Raw genomic sequence first — 14,706 nt, 5'->3', positions numbered from 1 at the left:
TCCGCAATGCCCCGCGCCTCGGCCACGGGCGGCTCGCGCGAGCGCTGGCGCACGAGCGTCGAGGCGCGCGCGCTCCTGATGTGCACCGCGGCGCTGCTCGCCTTCGGGCTGGCGACGCTCTACAGCGCGAGTGCCATGGTCGCCATGCAATCCGGCTTCGCGAGCACGCACTTCCTCACGCGCCAGCTGACCGGGATCGCGGTGGGGGCGGTGCTTTTCGTGCTCGCGGCCAAGCAGGACGCCGAGTGGTGGCGCACCGTGGCCTGGCCGCTGATGCTCGGCGCGCTGTTCCTGATGCTGCTGTGCGTGCTGCCGTTCACCCGCAGCATCGCGCCGCCGATCCACGGGTCGCGCCGGTTCCTCTTTGGCGGCTCGATCCAGCCGTCGGAGTACGCCAAGCTCGCGGTCATCGCCTGGACCGCGATGCTGACCGTGAAGAAGGGTGACCAGCTGCGGCGGCTCACCAAGGGAATGCTCCCGATTCTCATCGTGGTCGGGGCGCTCGCGGTGCTCGCGGCGCTCGAGCCGGACCTGTCGGTCGCGGTCTACTACCTGCTGTTGATGGGTGTCATCCTGTTCGCGGGCGGCGTGCGCATCGGGCATTTCGTCTTTCTCGGCGTCCTCGCCGTCCCCGTCCTCTGGAGCCAGGTCCAACGGCTCCAGTATGTGCTCGAGCGCCTGCTGGGCTTCACCGACGCGAGCGCCGTGCATCGCGAGGTCAACTTCCAGCTGCAGCAATCGCTCATCGCGGTGGGATCGGGCGGCCTGTTCGGCGTGGGCTACGGCGAGGGCAGGCAGCAGTACGGTTTCCTGCCGTTGCCGTACAATGACTTCATCGGCGGCAACATCGGCGAGGAGTGGGGCTTCATCGGCCTGACCGGCGTCACGCTGCTCTTCGCGGGGTACTGCTGGCTTGGTTTCCGCATCGCGGCGCAGGCGCGCACGCCGTTCCAGCGCCTGCTGGCGATCGGCATCACGTTCACGATGGTGACCACCGCCTATCTCCATCTGGGCGTCGCCATCGGCCTCCTGCCGACGACGGGACTCACGCTGCCATTCATCTCGTACGGCCGCTCCAACCTGCTGCTCTCGCTCCTGATGACCGGCATCCTCGTGAACATCGGGAGCACCAGGGAGCGGGTGTATGGCGAGGCGGCGACCGATCCGATGCGCATGGCGCCCGGGATGGCGGGGTGACCAGCGTCTGGTTCGCGGGCGGTGGCACGGGCGGGCACCTGTACCCGGGGCTCGCGATCGCGCGCGCCCTCGTGCGGTTGCGTCCCGACGTGCAGCCGCACTTCATTGGCGCGCAACGCGGCATCGAGCGGGACGTGCTACCCTCGACCGAGTTCCCGCACACATTGCTTGACCTGCATCCGCTGTACCGGCCGCGCGTCTGGCAGAACTGGCGCACGCTGCGCGGCGCGCTCGGCGCGTGGGGCGCCCTGCGCCAGCTCCGGCGCGAGCAGCAGCCGCGCCTGGTGGTCGGTACGGGTGGCTACGCCTCCGGCGTCACGATGCTCTTTGCGTGGCGTCACGACGTTCCCGTGGTGCAGCACATGGGCGATGCCTATCCGGGCCTGACCGCGCGCCTCAGCGCGCGTTTCACGCGCGAGGCCTACCTGGGCTTTCCCGAAGCGGCGGCGACGCTGCCCAAGGGGCGCTGCGAGTATCTCGACACCGGCAATCCGATTGCGCCGCCGCCCGACATTCACCCCGACGCGCGGCGCGCGCGCGAACGCTGGGGGTTTCCGGCAAGCGCCCGCGTGCTCCTCGTCTTCGGCGGCAGCCAGGGGGCGCGCGCGCTGAACAAGGCGATGGCCGCCTGGGTTGATGCGGGCCTGCCGCGGGATCTCTGCGTGCTGTGGGCCACGGGGAAGGGGCAGTACGAATCGTTTGCGCAGTACGACCGCGCCGATGTGCGCGTGGTGCGCTACCTCGATCCCATCGCCGAGGCGTACGCGGCCTGCGACCTGGCGCTGGTGCGCGCGGGGATGATGGGAACGAGCGAACTCTCGGCGTGGGGCATCCCGATGATTCTCGTGCCGCTGCCGACCGCGGCGGCGGACCATCAGACGAAGAACGCGGAAGCCATCGCGCGGGCCGGGGCCGGCGTGCACCTGCCGCAGTCGGAGCTGACCGTGGAGCGGCTCGACGCCACCGTGCGCGGCCTCCTTGGCGATGCGGCGCGGCTGCGCACGATGTCCGCGGCGGCGCGTGCCCGGGGCCGCCCGCACGCGGCCGACGAGATCGCACGCCGCATCAGCGCATTGCTGGGTGTGCCAGCGGAGGCGAGGTAACGCATGGCCTTGATTGACCGCTCGGACGATCGGCCGGTGCACTTCATCGGCGTGGCCGGCGCCGGAATGAGCGCGCTCGCGGAACTGCTCGTGCGACGCGGGATGCGCGTCTCCGGCTGCGACCAGAACGCCGCTGGCGTTGCCGACCTCGAGCATGCCGGCGTGCAGGTGATGGCCGGCCATGATCCGTCGCACCTGGCCGGCGTCCGCGCCGCCGTGTACACGAGCGCGATGCCGAAGGAGCATCCGGAATTGGTGCGCGCGCGCGAACTCGGCGTGCCGCTGGTGCGTCGCGCCGAGGCGCTGGCCGAGTGTTGCGCGGGCGGCACGCTCATTGGCATCGCCGGGACGCACGGCAAGAGCACGACGACGGTGATGACCACCGAGGCCCTCGCCGCCGCCGGGCTCTCGCCCACCGGCGTCGTGGGCGCGCGCGTGACCGCGTGGGGCGGCAACCTGAAATACGGCGGCGAATCGGCATTTGTCGTCGAGGCCGACGAGTACGACCGCTCGTTCCTCGCGCTGTGGCCGCAGGTGGCGGTGGTGACGAATGTCGAGGCCGACCACCTCGACATCTATGCCGACCTCGACGACATCACGCGCACTTTCACCGAGTTTGTCGGCCGCGCGCGATGGGTGGTGCTGTGCGCCGACGATCCCGGCGCCAACGCGCTTCCTTCGCCGGCCACGGCGGAAGTGATCCGCTACGGGATCACCGGTGCCGACGCCCGGCTGCGCGCGGTGAATCTGCGCGTTGTCGACGGCGGGACGACGTTCGACGTCGTCTTCGACGGCAAGGCTCTGGGGACCGTCGCCCTGTCGCTGCCGGGAGAGCACAACGTGCGCAACGCGCTCGCGGCCCTTGCCGTCGGCATCGGCACGTACGGGCTGAAGGTCGCGCAGATGGCGCCCGGGCTCGCCACGCTGGCCGGCGCCGAGCGGCGCTTTCAGCGGCTGGGTACGGTGCGGGGCGTGGAGATCATCGACGACTACGCGCACCATCCCACCGAAATCCGTGCGACACTTGCCGCTGCCCGGGCCGCATTTGGCGGGCGTCGCCTGGTGGCCTGCTTCCAGCCGCACCTGTTCAGCCGCACGCGCGACTTCGCCCGCGAGTTTGGCGAGGCGCTGGCCGCCGCCGACGCGCTCTTCCTGTGCGACGTCTATCCCGCGCGCGAAAAGCCGCTGCCCGGCGTCACGGCGCAGCTCATCGCGGATGCCGCCGCCAAGGCTGGCCACGCGCCGACCTGGATGGGGGCGCGCACCGACGCCGCCGAGGCGCTGGCCAAGTTCGTGCGGGCGGGCGACGTCGTGCTGACCATCGGGGCGGGGGACATCACCAGGACTGGACCGGAACTGTCAGCGAAGCTGCTCGGCTAGGCCGCGCGGTGTTTCCGCGGGGTGGCCCGGTTCGTCTATAGTTGTCATGGCCGAAGCCGCCGCAGCGCCGTCCACGTTCCGCGTTTACGCGCGGCGCGCCCTGCTTGTCGCAGGGGGGTTGGCCGTCGTCGCGCTTCCGTTCGCCGTGCGCGAAGGCGCCCGTCGCATGGCCTTCTTCCGGGCGCGCAAGGTCGAGATCGAGGGGACGCGTTACATCGCCCCCGACCAGATCGTATCGCGGATGAAGGTGGACACCGCGGCGTCCATCTGGGACGACGCGGACGTCTGGGAACGTCGGATCGGTTCGCATCCGCAGGTGCGCGACGTGCGCATCACGCGGCGGCTGCCGGGCACGCTGGTGGTGCACATCGCGGAAGTCCCGCCGGTGGCCTTCGTGCCGAGCGGGGCGGGGCTGATGCCGTACGACGCGTCGGGGCGGTCACTGCCGATCGATCCCACGGCCGTCGACCTCGACCTCCCCGTGATGCCATCGCGTGACGTGGCGGCGTTGCGGCTGCTGGGCGATGTCCGGGACGCCGAGCCGCAGTTGTACGCGCGCATCAGCGAGGTGCGCCGCCTCCCGCGCGGCGAACTCGCCATGCAGGTGGATTCACTGAACGTACTCGGCGGCCGCGATCTCACCGCGGCGCGCCTGTCGGACATCCTGCCGGTCGAACGCGACCTCGCGCGCCGTGGGCGCCGCGCGGTCGAGATCGACCTGCGCTACCGTGACCAGGTCATCGCCAGACTCCCATGAACCTCGACCGTCTCGTCGCTGGACTCGACATCGGCTCGGCCAAGACCACCGCGGTCATCGCGGAAGTCGTGGGCGACCTGCCCAAGCATCCCACGGTCAACATCCTCGGCGTCGGCCAGGCGCGCACCACCGGCATGCGCCGCGGCGTGGTGGCCGACATCGAGGAGACGACGCGCTGCATCAACAAGGCGCTGGCCGACGCCGAGCAGATGGCGGGCGCCCGGGTGGACAACGTGTTCTGCGGCATCGCCGGCGAGCACGTGCAGGCGGTGACGAGCAAGGGGATTGCCTCGGTGACCGGCGCCGAGATCTCGCGCAATGACGTGGAACGCGCCAACGCCGTCGCGCGGGCGCAACCCATCGCGCAGGACCGCGAGCTGATCCACGCGATCCCGCAGGAGTACACCGTCGACCGGAACCTCGGAATTCGCGATCCCATCGGGATGATCGGCACGCGGCTCGAGACCGAGATGTACCTGGTCACGATCGGGTCGTCGCCCGCGATGAACCTGCGGAAGAGTGTGGAGCGGGCCGGGTACAAGGTGCAGGAACTGGTGCTGGAGCCGCTCGCGGCCGCGCTCAGCGTGCTCACCGAGGACGAGAAGGAACTGGGCGTCGCGCTGGTCGAAGTGGGGGCCGGCACGACGGACCTGGCAGTCTTTCACGAGGGGAAGATCCGTCACCTCGGCACCATCGGGTACGGCGGCAACAACGTCTCGAGCGACATCGTGCACGGGCTGGGCGTGACGCAGACCGACGCCGAGCGCCTGAAGGAGGCGTACGGCTGCGCGTACGAGCCGATGGTGCAGCACGGCGAGATCATCCGGCTGCCGAGCACGGTGGCGCAGGGTGACCGGCAGATTCCGCGCGAACTGCTGGCGCACATCATCCACCAGCGCACGAGCGAGATCTACGAACTCGCGGTGCGGGACATCGAGGACGCCGGCTTCCTCAAGCGGCTCGCGGCCGGCGTGGTGGTGACGGGCGGCGTGGGGGCGATGCCGGGCATGGCCGAGCTGGCGAGCGAGGTGTTCGGCATCGGCGCGCGCATTGGCGTGCCGGGCGAGTTTCTCGGCGGGCTGGCCGACAGCGTGCAGGCGCCGCGCTACGCGACGGCGGTGGGGCTGGTGCAGTACGCGGCCGGCCGGGTGGCGCAGGGCCAGATCTCAGGGAAGGGGAAGCGGCTGAGCATGAGCGACGCGGCGCCGACGTTTGCGGGACTGGCGGGGCGGTTTAAGACCTACTTGCAAGACTTCTTCTAAGAGATACAACAGAGAAGCAACAGACAAACAACAGAGAGACAACAGTTGGGGAAGGGGGGCCGCGGGCGTGGCGCGCAGGGGGCGCGACGCCAGCGGTCCCCTGTTGTTTCTCTGTTGTTTCTCTGTTGTTTGTCTGTTGTATCTCTGGAGAACATCACAAATGTGCGCCACGCCATCTATTGGTGGATTCCGCTCTATTGCCTTTTCTCGCCTTCATTCGTCCAATCATTGGTGCGATACGCGCTTGCGCGTATATTTCCGCGTCCGATCTCGCCCCCTGTACTTCGCTTCGGAGTTGACCTCGCATGCCACTGAACTTCGAACTCGAGACAAGCGCGCCGACCGGCGGCGCCCGCATGAAGGTGGTGGGCGTGGGCGGCGGTGGCGGCAATGCCGTCAATCGCATGATCGAGGAGCAGCTGGAAGGCGTTGAGTTCATCTCCGTCAACACCGACGCCCAGGCGCTGCTCAACTCGAAGTCGGACGTCAAGATCCAGATCGGCAAGAAACTCACCCGCGGACTCGGCGCCGGCGCGCGTCCCGAGATCGGCCGCCAGGCCATCGAGGAGAACCGCGACGAAGTCGCCCGCGTGATGAGCAACAGCGACCTCGTCTTCGTCACCTGCGGCATGGGCGGCGGCACGGGCACCGGCGCGGCGCCCGTCGTCGCGGAACTGGCGCGCGAATCGGGCTCGCTCGTCGTCGGCATCGTCACCAAGCCGTTCCTCTTCGAGGGGCGCAAGCGCATGCGCCAGGCCGAAGAGGGCATCGAGGAGCTCCGCAAGTTCGTCGACACGATGATCGTCGTCCCCAATGAGCGCCTCCTCGCGGTGGTCGGCAAGAACATCCCGTTCCAGGACGCCCTCAAGAAGGCCGATGAAGTGCTGCTGCGCGCCACCGAGGGCATCTCGGGCCTCGTGACGAAGTGCGGCATCATCAACGTGGACTTCGCCGACGTGCGCACCGTCATGAAGGACGGCGGCGCCGCCATCATGGGCACCGGCGTGGGCTCGGGCGAGAATCGCGCGGTCGAGGCGGCGCAGATCGCGCTCTCGAGCCCGCTGCTCGACAACGTCTCCATCGCCGGCGCCACCGGCGTGCTGGTGAACATCACGGGCGGCGACGGCGAACTCAGCTTCACCGACTTCACCACCGTCGGCCAGATCGTGCAGGAAGCGGTGGGCGAGGAGTCGAACATCATCATCGGCGCCGGCGTCGAGCCGGCCATGGTGGGCCAGGTGCGGGTCACGGTGGTCGCCACGGGCTTCGAGCGCGCCAGCGCCGGCCAGCAGCGTTCCATCGGCCGCGCGGGTGCCACGCCGGTCATTCCGATCTCCGAAGCGGGCACGCGCGCGCGTCCGGTCATCGGGGGCGCCTATCAGGGCGGCTCCGCGGTGCCGGCGCAGCGCGCGCGGCCGGCCGCTGAACCGCGCCGGATTGAGGATCTCAGCGACATGGAGATCCCGACGTTCATCCGGAGACAGATGGATTGACGCGGTTTGCGCGGCGGGCCGCCATCGCAGCGGTGGCGGTGGCAGGCGCCGCGCTGGCGCTGATGTACCTCCCGCGAGTCGACCTCGCGGGCCGCAACCCGGCCGAACGTCTCGGCCTCGATCGTTGGCATGCGAGCGACACCCTCGGCCGAGGGGAGTCGCTCGCGGCGCTCTTGGAGCGCCGCGGCCTCGCCTCCGCCGACGCGGCCGCGGCGGTGCAGTCGCTCGAGGGGCTGGTGGACTATCGGCGCATCCCCGCCGGCCTCAAGGTCGAGGTGCATGGCGACAGCGCGAGCGCGAGGGCCACCGACGTCGAACTCCTGCTCAGCGACGACCGGATCATCCGCCTGCACCGCGACGGCGAACTGTGGACCGGCACCGAAACGTCGATCCCGTGGGTGACCGACACGGTGGTCGTGCGCGGGATCGTCCGCTCGAACCTGTACGATGCGCTGGACACGGCGGGCGCCGGCCTGCTCTCGAAGGGGGCGCGCATCTCGCTGGCGTGGGAAGTGGCCGACATCTACGAATACCGCGTGGACATGTCGCGTGAGCTGCAGGACGGCGATCGCGTGCGCGTCCTGTTCGAGCGCAGCACGAATCCCTCAAACGTCAATCGCATCGGTCGCATACTTGCCGCCGGGCTGGAGCGGGGCGGGCAGGAGATCACGGCGGTGCGCTTCGTCCATCCGGACGGCAAGGCCGAGTATTTCGATGAGAAGGGCAAGTCGTTGCGCGCCAGTTTTCTGCGGGCGCCGCTCTCGTTTCGTCGCATCTCGAGCGTCTTCGGGCGGCGCAAGCATCCCATCCTCGGCATCTGGCGCGCCCATCAGGGGACCGACTATTCGGCCGCCTCCGGCACGCCGGTTCGCACCATTGGTGATGGCGTCGTGATCTTCGCCGGCCACAAGGGCGGCTACGGCAACGTGCTCGAGATCCGGCACCGCAACGGCTTTGTCTCGCGCTACGGTCACCTGAAGGGGTTCGCGAAGGGCATCGCGCGCGGCCATTCGGTGACGCAGGGTGAAACGGTGGCCTACGTCGGCGCCACGGGGTTGGCGACCGGTCCCCACCTGCATTTCGAGGTGCTGGTCAACGGCGTGCAGCGCGATCCGCGGAAAGCGCTGCGCCAGTCGGCGGCGGCGGCGCTGGTCGGCGCCGAGCGCCAGCAGTTTGATCGGATGGCGGCCGTGGTGCTTCCGGAGCTCGACCGTCAACCCGGTCCGGTGCCGGCGGCCCCGCGCGTGCCGCCCACGTCACCATAGTCGCGCGCCTGGTTACCGGGCGCCGTTTCGCAATTCGAGTCGGCGCACGGTGCTCGCGTAGGTCACGAGCACGACGCGACCGGCGGCGACGGCGATGGTCGAATCGATGGCGAGGTCGCTCGGCACGGCCTCGGCCCGCCGCACGCGCCGCTCCTGTCCCTCGCGCGTCTCCCGATCGGCGGCCGCCGTGCCCGTGGACGTGTCACCGGCCGCGGCCGTATCGGGCGGCGCGGCGGCGTCAATACGCCGCAACGCGATTGAGAGATTCCGACGACCGGGCGCCAGATCGTACTCCCGGAGCAGATGCATCGGCCGGTCCTGTCGGAGCCCACCGCCGTGCACCGTGTCCGAGGCCACGAGGCGGCCGTCGATGCGCACCGTGAGGAGGTATCGAGCGAACTTCCCTTCGCACTCCCAGCGCAGGCGCATGTGCTGAGGACGCGCCGCGAGCTCGGCATCGCTCAGGCGCCGGCAATGCTCGAGTCGTTCGGGGCGGGCGGACCAGGAGAGGCGCAGTCGCGCGCCGTCGGCCGACGCCGCGCCGAGCGGGGCGAGCGAGGCGGCACGCAGCGCCAGCAGCGCGGCCGCCACGGCGAGAACGCCTGGAAGCCGGCGCAGGAGGACGGCGCTCATCGATCCTCCCGGGCGAGCGGCACCGGTTCGCATTCCGCGCCCACGGGTTCATCAACGGCGCGCGGCACCGTCACCGGGCGTGCGCGCAGCCTCGTCGCGAACTGCGACCAGCGCTCGAGGGTTCCCTGCAAGTCCCCGGGGGCCATGACGCCGGTGCCGACCCTCGCGCGGTCGACGCGCGCCTGCAGCTCGGCCTCGCGTTCGTTGAACAGCCGCTCGTGCAGCCACTTCGGCCCCTCGCGCCCGCGGCAGTCGCGTGGGGCGCAGGTGAAGACCATCACGCCAGGCGTGCCGTCGCGCAGCATCAACTCGATCACCGAACTGTGCAGGTTGCCGGCGCAGGGGACCAGCTGGACCTCGGCCCCCTGCGCGCGCAACGGCGCGAGATGCGCCGGCGCGGCGTGCTCACAACAGATCGCGACCGGGCGCCGCTCCCGCATCCCGGGGACGGCGATGGCCGCGCGCAGGCGGGCGAGCTGGTCGCGCCCCGTCCGCTCGGCCGGGCCCACGCCCATCGGGGCGCACGATCCGGCACAGATGCCGCACGACACGCAGTGCGACGCGTCCACGCGGGCGACCATCGCCGACTGCGCACCGCGCGCCCCCTCGCGCGGCACCATCGCGATGGCCTCCCACGGGCAGTCCAGCGGGCACTGGTTGCAGCCCGTGCAGAGATGCTCGTCCACGACGCTGGGGGCCCACGCCACCTCGCGCGGGCGGGCGGTGAACCAGGGCACGAGAAAGGCGGCGAGAAACGTCCCGACGGCGCCAGCCCACGCCAGCCACGGCGGTAGCGCCGCCGCCCACGGGAGCCAGAACGCATAGAACAGGTCCAGCGGAATGGACGGCGGCAGGCCGAGCAGGTCGGCCTGCGGCGCCAGCGGCGTCGGGCGAAGGATCGCGAGCGCCGTGAGCGCGCCGCTGACTGCGTAGAGCAGCGGCCGTGGTGGGATGATGACCGGCCGGGCGAGGCGCGACAGATGAATCCACAGGCCAGCCGCGGCGCCCAGCGGCAGTGCGACGTGCAGGAACAGGTTGAGGAAGAAGAAGGCGGCCGGCACCGGCTCGTCGCCGGCGAAGATGCGGCGCACCGGTTCGCTGATGACCGGGAGCGCGTCGATCAGGCGCGCGCCACTCACGGCGAGCTGCGCGCCGAAGCTGTCCCAGACCATCACGTAGCCGGTCCATCCGCTGATGAAGAGCACGGTCAGCAGGACCACGCCGGACGTCCACGCGAGCGCGCGCGGCCCCCAGGAACGGGCCTGCGCAAAGAGTCGCCACGCGTGCAGCGCGACGGCGACGATGATGGCGTCGGAGGCGAAGCGGTGCAGCGACCGGATCCACCGGCCGAGGAACGGATCGGCCTGCAGCCGCTGGACGGACTCCCACGGCGCCCCCACCCGATAGAAGACGAGCAGGTACAGTCCGGTGGCGATCAGCACGCCGAGCAGCGCGGCGGCAATGGTGCCGGTCTGGTGCAGCGGGTTGTGCCGCCAGCCGAAGAGCCGGGTGGCGGCGGCGTCAGCGGCGCGAAGCGGCCGCAGGGCGAGGTGTTCGAGTGCGCGCACGGGTGACCCTCTTGCGGGATATTTATCATATGCACATGATAAACACAACAACACGGCGCACCGGCGCCGCCGGCCTGGCCAGGGGAGGGCACCACCGATGTGGATTTCGGGAACGTCGCAGTATGCCATTCGCGCCGTCGTGTACGTGGCCCGGCACGGCGTCGCGGCGCCCGTGCGCGTGGGCCCCACGGCCGCGGCGCTCGACGTCCCGCGGAACTACCTGTCCAAGACGCTGCACGTGCTGGCGCGCGCCGGGGTGCTGAAAAGCGAGCGCGGCCCGCACGGCGGCTTCCAGCTGGCGGTCCCCGCCGGCCGGCTGACGCTCGCCCAGGTCACCGCGCCGTTCGAGGACGTCGCCACGCGTCACTGCCTGCTCGGCCGCGCCCACTGCGGCGGCGCGCGCGCCTGCGCCGCGCACGCCGGCTGGTCGGCCGTCTCCACCTCGCTGCAGACCTACTTCGCCCGCACGACCATCGCCGACCTGCTGGGGGATTCACGCGACCCCGCGGCCTCCCCGGCCTCCCTGGCGCGGCCGCGCGCCACCGCGCGTCGCGCCCCGGCGCGCGGCCGCTGATCCCACCCCCGTTCACCGAGGGACCCATGGCAGACTCGCCGCCACTAGGCGCGCCCGCATCGCCGCCGCTGTTCCAGCGGCTGTTCGACAACGTCTTCCTGTTGCTGGCGCTCGGCATCGTGGTGATGCTCGTCGTCTACACCGGCTGGGGCCTGTGGGAGATCCTCACGATGCCCGCCGCCACGCTTCCATGAGGTCCTCATGCTGACCAAGGTGCATTCGGGGCTGGATCCGGTGCCGGGCGTCTGGTGGAAGCCGGCGCACAAGGCCGAGAAGGTGTGGGTGGCGATCGCGTTCGCCTGGTGCATGGTGCTCTTCGCCATGATGCCGCTCTGGCACTGGAAGGGCGGGCAGAACCCTTCGGGCATCCGGCGGCGCGTCGATCCGGTGAAGTACTACCAGCGCTCCGTCGAATTCGCCAAGCAGTACAAGATCGGCGAGGACCGCGGCATTCCCATCGTGGCGCCGCCGCCGGGCGCGGAGGTCTACCTGACGGGGATGACCTTCCAGTGGTTCCCCATCCTGCAGCTGCAGGCCGGATCGACCTACCGCCTGCACATGTCGTCGCTCGACGTCAATCACGGCTTCAGCCTGTACCCGATGAACGTGAACTTCCAGGTCGTGCCGGGCTACGACTACGCGCTGCAGGTCACGCCCACCGCGGCGGGGGACTTCCGCATCATCTGCAACGAGTTCTGCGGCATCGGCCACCACACGATGGTGGGACGCGTCATCGTCGTCGATGCCGCCGGCAAGACGGTCGCCGACAATTCCCATGCGGTCATCCGTGACCGGGAGGCCAAGTGAGCACCGCCGCGACCTTCCCGCACCGCGTCTGTCCGGCCACCGGCCGGGTCATCGCCGCCGCGGCCGAACCGCTGATCAAGGTCAACGCGGTCGTCGCCATCGTCTCGCTGCTCGTCGGCGCGATCGCCGCGCTGCTGCTGGTGCTGACGCGCTGGCAGGCCGTGCACCTGCTGCCGGCGGTGTGGTACTACCGCATCCTCGGCGTGCACGGCATGAACATGCTGATCTTCTTCATCATCTACTTCGAGATGGCCGTGCTCTGGTTCACGAGCACGGTGCTGCTGAACGCGCGTCCCGCCAACCCGAAGCTCGGCTGGTTCAGCTTCGGGCTGATGCTCTCGGGCACGCTGATGGTGGAGTGGGTGCAGTGGACCGGACGGGCGGACGTGCTGTTCACGTCGTACCCGCCGCTCAAGGCGCATCCGGGGCTCTATCTCGGCGTCATCCTCTTCGCCGTGGGCGCGCTGACCGTCACCGGGCTCTTCTTTGCCACGCTGGTGATCGCCAAGCGCGAGAAGACGTATGAAGGCTCGGTGCCGCTCGTCGTGTACGGCGCGGTCACGGCCGCCATCATCGCGGTCATCACGCTGCTGCACGGCGCGATGATCTACATCCCGACCTTCCTGTGGAGCATCGGCCTGATCAAGAGCATCGATCCGGAGATCTACCGCATGCTCTGGTGGGCGCTCGGCCATTCGTCGCAGCAGATCAACGTGGCGGCGATGGTCGCGGTCTGGTACATGCTGAGCGGCCTCACCATCGGCGGCGTGGTGCTCAACGAGAAGGTGAGCCGCTCGGCCTTCGTGCTGTACGTGCTCTTCATCTCGATGGCGTCGGCGCACCACCTGCTGGTGGACCCCGGCTTCGGACCGGCGTGGAAGATCGTGAACACGTCGTACTTCATGTACATGGCCGTGCTCGCGTCCATGATCCACGGCTTCACGGTGCCGGCCGGCATGGAGCTCGGCATGCGCCTGCGCGGCTACACGGACGGGCTGTTTGGCTGGCTGCGGCGCGCGCCGTGGGGCGATCCCGGCTTCAGCTCGCTCGTCTTCAGCGTCGTGGTCTTCGGCTTCGTGGGCGGCATCACCGGCGTGACCATCGGCACGGAGCAGATCAACATCATCGCGCACAACACCCTGCGCATTCCGGGGCACTTCCACGCGACGGTGGTGAGCGGAACGGCGATGGCGTTCATGGGCGCCACGTACTACCTGCTGCCGCTAATCTTCCGGCGGAAGGTGGCGTTCTGGGGGCTGGCCAGGATGCAGCCGTACCTCTTCTCCATCGGCATGCTGCTGCTCTCCATGGGCATGACGTTCGCCGGCAGCTTCGGGGTCCCGCGGCGCCACTGGGACATCTCGTTCGCGCAGGCGCCATTTGACGTGCAGTTCAACCCCGCGGTGGACATCGTCCTCGCGGTCATGGGCATTGGCGGCATTCTCGCGGTGACCGGGGCGCTGGCTTTCATCGCCATCGCCGTGAAGTCGGTCTTCTTTGGCGAGGCGATCACCACGTGGCCGCTCGGCAAGGACATCGCCGGCATTCCGCAGGGGCTGACCACGCCGCCGGTGCATGCGGCGAACGTGGATGAGCTGAACGACGCCTTGCACGCCGAGTCGCGCGGTATCGCGGGCGCGACGCCGGGAACGCTGGTGCTGGTCGGCATCTTCCTGCTGGCCTTCGTGGTGTACTATTTCACGAACTGGAAGCTCCTCAGCTTCCTCTGGAAGGTGGGGTAGGGCATGACGGACGCGCGGGCGCGGGGCGGCGCGGCGCTGGCCGCCCTCGGGGGCATCCTTGCCATCACGGCATCGTGGTGGGCGCTCGCGTTGTGGCCGGTGGGTGCGGCGGTTCCGGAGTGGGTGCTGCGCACCCGCGCGGCCTGCTTCGGCGCGACGCCCACCGGCCTGCCCGACGCGGGGGGATGGGTGCTGCTGATCGGCGAGCCGATTGGCATGGTGGGGTTCCTGCTTGCCGTCTGGGGGCACACGTTGCGTGCGGACCTGAAGCGCCTGCGCGCGTCATTTGCCGGCCAGGCGCTCATTGCCGGAACGCTGGTGCTGTGTACGTACGGTGTGGGCGCCGCGGTGCAGCGCGTGCGCACGGCGCGGGGACACCCGGCGGCGGCGCTGTTTGCGCCGGCGCCGTTCGCGGGGACGATGGCCGACGCGCGCTACGTCGAGCCGGCCCCTCCGATGCCGCTCGTGGACCAGCACGGCCAGCGTTTCTCGCTGGACGCCCTGCGCGGCCGCCGAGTGATGGTGACGTTCGCGTTCGCGCACTGCCAGACGGTCTGTCCCACGGTGGTGCGCGACCTGCAGGCGGCGCGGCGCGAGGCGAAAGCCGCGGACGCCGCGCTGGTCGTGGTGACGCTCGATCCGTGGCGCGACGTGCCGAGCCGGCTCGGCACCATCGCCGCACAATGGCAGCTGGGTGCGGACGACCGCGTGCTCAGCGGCCCGGTGGACGACGTGCTGCGCGTGATTGACGCCTGGAAGGTGGCCCACGCGCGGGATCCGCAAACGGGCGACGTGACGCACGCGTCGGCGGTGGTGCTGGTGGATCGTGCGGGGCGCGTGCAGTACCGGATGGCTGGCGACTGGCAGCGCACCGCGGCGCTGCTGGGCACGCTCTGAGACTCACGGGGGCAAGATGACGACAGGG

General features: G+C 70.1%; 14 protein-coding genes. 12 read left to right on the top strand and 2 right to left on the bottom strand.

Annotated elements, in window-relative coordinates:
* The first annotated feature begins 6 nt into the window (after positions 1-6).
* From VGJ96_01910 to VGJ96_01880, 7 genes are all read left to right on the top strand, one after another.
* Complete coding sequence (locus VGJ96_01910) at positions 7-1,197, top strand: putative peptidoglycan glycosyltransferase FtsW (GenBank protein ID HEY3285857.1); 1,191 nt, start codon at positions 7-9, stop codon at positions 1,195-1,197.
* Positions 1,194-2,300, top strand: coding sequence for a UDP-N-acetylglucosamine--N-acetylmuramyl-(pentapeptide) pyrophosphoryl-undecaprenol N-acetylglucosamine transferase (locus VGJ96_01905; GenBank protein HEY3285856.1), 1,107 nt, complete (start codon positions 1,194-1,196; stop codon positions 2,298-2,300). The genes VGJ96_01910 and VGJ96_01905 overlap by 4 nt, the downstream gene beginning before the upstream one ends.
* Positions 2,301-2,303: 3 nt before the next feature.
* Positions 2,304-3,680 carry a UDP-N-acetylmuramate--L-alanine ligase gene (gene murC / locus VGJ96_01900; protein ID HEY3285855.1) on the top strand — a complete coding sequence of 459 codons (1,377 nt, stop codon included), beginning with the start codon at positions 2,304-2,306 and terminating at the stop codon, positions 3,678-3,680.
* A 46-nt stretch (positions 3,681-3,726) separates the two neighbouring features.
* Positions 3,727-4,437, top strand: coding sequence for an FtsQ-type POTRA domain-containing protein (locus tag VGJ96_01895; protein ID HEY3285854.1), 711 nt, complete (start codon positions 3,727-3,729; stop codon positions 4,435-4,437).
* On the top strand, positions 4,434-5,699 hold the full coding sequence (ftsA, locus tag VGJ96_01890) for a cell division protein FtsA (GenBank protein ID HEY3285853.1): 1,266 nt from the start codon (positions 4,434-4,436) through the stop codon (positions 5,697-5,699). Before VGJ96_01895 ends, ftsA begins: the two co-directional genes overlap by 4 nt.
* A 305-nt stretch (positions 5,700-6,004) precedes the next feature.
* Complete coding sequence (gene ftsZ / locus VGJ96_01885; GenBank protein ID HEY3285852.1) at positions 6,005-7,192, top strand: cell division protein FtsZ; 1,188 nt, start codon at positions 6,005-6,007, stop codon at positions 7,190-7,192.
* Positions 7,189-8,457 carry a M23 family metallopeptidase gene (locus VGJ96_01880; protein ID HEY3285851.1) on the top strand — a complete coding sequence of 423 codons (1,269 nt, stop codon included), beginning with the start codon at positions 7,189-7,191 and terminating at the stop codon, positions 8,455-8,457. Before ftsZ ends, VGJ96_01880 begins: the two co-directional genes overlap by 4 nt.
* 12 nt (positions 8,458-8,469) lie before the next feature.
* Here the strand turns inward: VGJ96_01880 and VGJ96_01875 are convergent, their stop codons facing one another.
* Positions 8,470-9,090, bottom strand: coding sequence for a hypothetical protein (locus tag VGJ96_01875; protein ID HEY3285850.1), 621 nt, complete (start codon positions 9,088-9,090; stop codon positions 8,470-8,472).
* Positions 9,087-10,658: a cytochrome b N-terminal domain-containing protein gene (locus VGJ96_01870; protein ID HEY3285849.1), complete on the bottom strand. Its 1,572-nt coding sequence runs from the start codon at positions 10,656-10,658 to the stop codon at positions 9,087-9,089. The genes VGJ96_01875 and VGJ96_01870 overlap by 4 nt, the downstream gene beginning before the upstream one ends.
* Before the next feature lie 97 nt (positions 10,659-10,755).
* On the opposite strand from VGJ96_01870, the gene VGJ96_01865 reads away from it, so the two are divergent.
* The 5 genes from VGJ96_01865 to VGJ96_01845 are packed head-to-tail and all read left to right on the top strand — an operon-like array spanning position 10,756 to position 14,678.
* Positions 10,756-11,232 carry an Rrf2 family transcriptional regulator gene (locus tag VGJ96_01865; protein HEY3285848.1) on the top strand — a complete coding sequence of 159 codons (477 nt, stop codon included), beginning with the start codon at positions 10,756-10,758 and terminating at the stop codon, positions 11,230-11,232.
* Between the two features lie 26 nt (positions 11,233-11,258).
* Entirely contained in the window at positions 11,259-11,426 is a 168-nt protein-coding gene (locus tag VGJ96_01860; protein ID HEY3285847.1) for a hypothetical protein, read from the top strand.
* A gap of 7 nt (positions 11,427-11,433) precedes the next feature.
* Positions 11,434-12,039, top strand: a complete 606-nt coding sequence (locus VGJ96_01855) for a hypothetical protein (protein ID HEY3285846.1) — start codon at positions 11,434-11,436, stop codon at positions 12,037-12,039.
* Complete coding sequence (locus VGJ96_01850; protein HEY3285845.1) at positions 12,036-13,781, top strand: cbb3-type cytochrome c oxidase subunit I; 1,746 nt, start codon at positions 12,036-12,038, stop codon at positions 13,779-13,781. The genes VGJ96_01855 and VGJ96_01850 overlap by 4 nt, the downstream gene beginning before the upstream one ends.
* 3 nt (positions 13,782-13,784) lie before the next feature.
* Complete coding sequence (locus tag VGJ96_01845) at positions 13,785-14,678, top strand: SCO family protein (protein HEY3285844.1); 894 nt, start codon at positions 13,785-13,787, stop codon at positions 14,676-14,678.
* Positions 14,679-14,706: the final 28 nt, after the last annotated feature.

The organism is Gemmatimonadaceae bacterium, assembly GCA_036504815.1.
Taxonomy (GTDB): domain Bacteria; phylum Gemmatimonadota; class Gemmatimonadetes; order Gemmatimonadales; family Gemmatimonadaceae; genus PNKL01.
The sequence above is the reverse complement of the archived record's forward strand: the minus strand, read 5'-3'. Positions and strand labels throughout refer to the sequence as shown.

Bases quoted from the DNA above. Each gene is read 5' to 3' on its own strand.
- VGJ96_01910 (HEY3285857.1), top strand. From the start codon at position 7: ATGCCCCGCGCCTCGGCCACGGGCGGCTCGCGCGAGCGCTGGCGCACG.
- murC (HEY3285855.1), top strand. From the start codon at position 2,304: ATGGCCTTGATTGACCGCTCGGACGATCGGCCGGTGCACTTCATCGGC.
- VGJ96_01895 (HEY3285854.1), top strand. From the start codon at position 3,727: ATGGCCGAAGCCGCCGCAGCGCCGTCCACGTTCCGCGTTTACGCGCGG.
- ftsA (HEY3285853.1), top strand. From the start codon at position 4,434: ATGAACCTCGACCGTCTCGTCGCTGGACTCGACATCGGCTCGGCCAAG.
- ftsZ (HEY3285852.1), top strand. From the start codon at position 6,005: ATGCCACTGAACTTCGAACTCGAGACAAGCGCGCCGACCGGCGGCGCC.
- VGJ96_01875 (HEY3285850.1), bottom strand. From the start codon at position 9,090: ATGAGCGCCGTCCTCCTGCGCCGGCTTCCAGGCGTTCTCGCCGTGGCG.
- VGJ96_01865 (HEY3285848.1), top strand. From the start codon at position 10,756: ATGTGGATTTCGGGAACGTCGCAGTATGCCATTCGCGCCGTCGTGTAC.
- VGJ96_01860 (HEY3285847.1), top strand. From the start codon at position 11,259: ATGGCAGACTCGCCGCCACTAGGCGCGCCCGCATCGCCGCCGCTGTTC.
- VGJ96_01855 (HEY3285846.1), top strand. From the start codon at position 11,434: ATGCTGACCAAGGTGCATTCGGGGCTGGATCCGGTGCCGGGCGTCTGG.
- VGJ96_01845 (HEY3285844.1), top strand. From the start codon at position 13,785: ATGACGGACGCGCGGGCGCGGGGCGGCGCGGCGCTGGCCGCCCTCGGG.